Source organism: Candidatus Hepatincolaceae symbiont of Strigamia maritima, assembly GCF_055505085.1.
In genome coordinates, this window is the sequence record NZ_DBKDTU010000120.1 from 1 (window position 1) to 2,110 (window position 2,110).

2 protein-coding genes are annotated in these 2,110 nt (G+C 29.5%); one reads left to right on the forward strand and one right to left on the reverse strand.

Features of this window, described 5'->3' with window-relative positions:
• Positions 1 to 106: 106 nt before the first annotated feature.
• The gene (locus ACQCX0_RS03115; RefSeq protein WP_462562708.1) at positions 107 to 754 is read left to right on the forward strand and encodes an outer membrane protein; all 648 of its coding nucleotides are present in this window, start codon (positions 107 to 109) and stop codon (positions 752 to 754) included.
• Between the two features lie 60 nt (positions 755 to 814).
• Here ACQCX0_RS03115 and ACQCX0_RS03120 read toward each other — a convergent pair whose 3' ends face one another.
• Complete coding sequence (locus ACQCX0_RS03120; RefSeq protein ID WP_465029873.1) at positions 815 to 1,879, reverse strand: DNA methyltransferase; 1,065 nt, start codon at positions 1,877 to 1,879, stop codon at positions 815 to 817.
• Positions 1,880 to 2,110: the final 231 nt, after the last annotated feature.

Genomic DNA, 2,110 nt, shown 5'->3' on the forward strand with positions numbered 1-2,110 from the left:
TAGCAAAATTTATATAATCTTTTATTAAATAAGATTATGTAAATTGTAGAATTAAGATTAAAATTGATTTCTATACACTACAATAGAATCAACCTATGGTATATATATGAAAAATTTGATAATAATAATGGTTTTTTTAGCAAGTTATGTAAATAATGTAAAGGCTAATGAACTTTATATAGGAGGAGGTATAGGAATTCACAATATTCCTAAAGTTGACGGTAATTCTTCGGAATATAAGCTAGAAAATCTCAATACAGCAGGTAGTACAAAATATAGTTTACAAGTTACCTTATTTAATATTTTTAATTTTGGTTTAATTACAGGAGTTGATGCTATTCTTTTTGATGATAAAAATAGTTATACTGCGTTAGATAGTTATGATAGAAAAGCTAATGTAGGATATTCCACAAGTAACAAAGGTATTTTATTTAATACCGGATATATTTATGATTTTAATTATTATTTTGCTATGTATGCCGTTGGAGGCATTGGATTTAACATGAATACTAATAAATTTTATAAAAATGAAACTCTTGATAAAGGAAGTGTAGAATATAATAATTATAAAGCTCTTATGGCATATTCACTAGGGTTAGGTTTATTATATCGTCTTGATGATAATGTAAGTTTAGATATGAACTTTAAATATTATAATTTAGGTGAAACTATACTACTTGATGATAAAAATACCAAATCTTCTATAAAAAATACTATTCCGTCTTTCGGGATTAAAATCTATATTACTATTTAATTTATAATATTAATTAAGACAATTAATATACATAAAAGACTAGAATATTAGTTTATCTATTTAATAAGTTATATTTTTAGATAAAAGCATAAGTTCTTGGGGTAAGTTATTACTTAAAATATTCTCTACAGTTAAAATATACATTTTTTTAACATTGCCATAATGAAGTAGAGAACCTTTTACTTGTACAAAACCTAAATTATCTGCCTCAAGATGCATACTGTTAGTGAATTTGTTTTTAAAACCCACAAAGATTCCAAAATCTGCATTAAATTTGGTAATACTATCTTTAAAGGCTCTAATTTGGCCAATACTAACCCCACCACCTTTAACTTCTATTACGTCTCTAATCTTTTGGTTGCTCATATTGTAAGTAACATGGCCGTCTATTCCACCATCTCCTGTGGCTTTAGTTTTATGCCCTTGTAAAACATATTCTACTATCCAGTGTTCAAAGTGTAGTTTGCTATCGTTGGCTAATTTTTCTGCCATGGCTATATCTGTTGGGAAGCCAATAACTTGATATTTTGAATTCAATGGCTTCAAACGCTTATCTTCTACTAAAGCAATGGCTAGGTGGTTAATATCAGTCCCTATCCACTTGCGCTTTAATTTCTCTGCAACTGCTACAGCAGTGCCACAACCACAGAAGAAATCTGCTACTATATCACCTTCATTGCTAGATGCTTTGATAATACGTTCAAGTAAAGCCTCAGGCTTTTGCGTAGGGTATCCTAACCGTTCTTTTGCTTGAGAATTGATATATGGAATTTCCCATATATCTCTAAAATTTACCAAATTATAAACACCCTGCTCATCTTCAAAAAATTTAGCCATACCAGCACCATAATTAACTATACCTGCTTTTCTACCTTTAGCTTTTGTATAAACTTTTTCTTTTAATGTATTAAAGATATGCTTATTTGATTTACTATAGAAGAGAAGAATATCATGCTTCTTAGCCCAGCTATTTGCCGTGCTACCACCAGTTCTATAACACCAAACCACCTCATTTCTAAAATTCTTTTGGCCAAAAATAATATCTAACAATATTTTTAGATAATGGCTCATGGTGGGGTCACAATGTAGATAAAAACTACCGGTATCTTTTAGTATTTTTTGCATGTAATAAATTCTATGAGCCATCATGGTTAGGTAGCTCATTTGAGCGTTGGTAAAAATATCTCTATTTTTATCTAAAAAAATATAAATATTAGGATTATCAGTATAATATTTAAGCTCTTCTAGTTCTTGAGACAGATTGACATTGCTCCAAGTATCTATAAAAGCTTTTTTTAGTGCTTTATAGATCGGAAGAGCGGTTCAGCAGGAATGCCGAGACCGATCTCGTATGCC